Origin of the sequence: Klebsiella sp. D5A (assembly GCF_001620885.1) — a bacterium.
GTDB lineage: Bacteria > Pseudomonadota > Gammaproteobacteria > Enterobacterales > Enterobacteriaceae > Klebsiella > Klebsiella variicola.
Genome location: NZ_LOAR01000041.1, coordinates 1 through 1228 on the forward strand (window position 1 = coordinate 1; position 1228 = coordinate 1228).

Annotated in this window: 1 protein-coding gene and 1 pseudogene; both read left to right on the plus strand. The window is 55.6% G+C overall.

Features of this window, described 5'->3' with window-relative positions; translation table 11 throughout:
* The coding region (locus AS136_RS25895) for a phage tail tip fiber protein (protein ID WP_148718845.1) at positions 1–925 on the plus strand (925 nt) is incomplete at its 5' end.
* A gap of 61 nt (positions 926–986) precedes the next feature.
* A pseudogene (locus tag AS136_RS25900) lies at positions 987–1228 on the plus strand (tail fiber domain-containing protein); the annotation flags it as partial.

Consider the following 1228-nt stretch of genomic DNA (forward strand, 5'->3'; position numbering starts at 1 on the left):
GGCGCTGGCAACGCAGCAGACGACCCTGACATCCAGTGTCGGGGATCTCAGCGCTTCCGTTCAAAACACCGCTAAAACCGTGGCGGATGTGAATGGTACGGTGAGTTCGCTGTGGTCGATGAAGGTTGAGACGGTTAACGGGAAGAATGTTGGCGCGGGGATTACGCTGGGCAGCAATGGTGAAACGAGCGACATGATCCTCTACGCCGACCGGTTCTCGCTGTTTAACCGTAACAATGCGACGGCAGTTCCGGTGATGATTGCCGAAGGCAATGAACTGTATATCGATACGGCACGTATCAAAAACAGTTCCCTGACCTCAACCAAAATCGCGGACGGTTCCATCACGAACGCGAAGATCGGCAACGAGATCCGCTCGAATAACTTTGTTGACGGGTCGCAAGGCTGGCGTATCGCCAAGGATGGCTCTTCGCAGTTCAATAACGTGATCGTTCGTGGCAGGGTCGAAGCGAATAGCGGCGTGTTCCGTGGCACTGTCCAGGCGGATGCGTTCATCGGTGACATTGCGGTGGCAAAAGGTTACGACAGCCTGACCTTCCGCCGCAACCAGACGGTACAGCGGAACGGTGCGTATCAGAACAGGGGGTATAGCATGACAGTGGTTCTGGCCTGCACCCTGGTGTGCCAGACCTATGGGACGGGCAGTGGCCTGGGGTATACCTCTGATATTACGTTCAACATTGGTGGGCAGGAGGTAACCCGCCGTATCTTCGTCGATGCCGGTAATATCACAGCTGGCACCACGGCCTTTGAATTGCGGTTTGCCGCGCGCCTGGATGCTGACTACAACAATGTCGGCTTCTTTATCAAGGCTACAGGTCGAAATGCCGCGATTGATTACACCTGCACAGTCGAGAACATCACCGCAACCGCCTTCCGAACGGACAGCAGTTCATTTAGCTAACAGAGGCCCCGCCAGGGGCCTTTTCTTTTTCCAGGGATAATCATCCAGGAGGAACTTTATTATGGCGATGTATGAAGTCGGCACCGTCACGGGTGCAGCGTCGCAGGCACGGGTGACAGGTGCGACAACAAAATGGTCACAGGTGGCGCTGGGGATACTGCCCGGGTCGATTCTGGTGGTCTACCGCAGCGGTAGTGCTGACCTGTATGCGATCAAATCCGTGGACAGCGACACGCAACTGACGCTGACCCGGAATATCACCACCGCATTTTCCGGCGCCAGTTACGGCATTATAACCGCTGA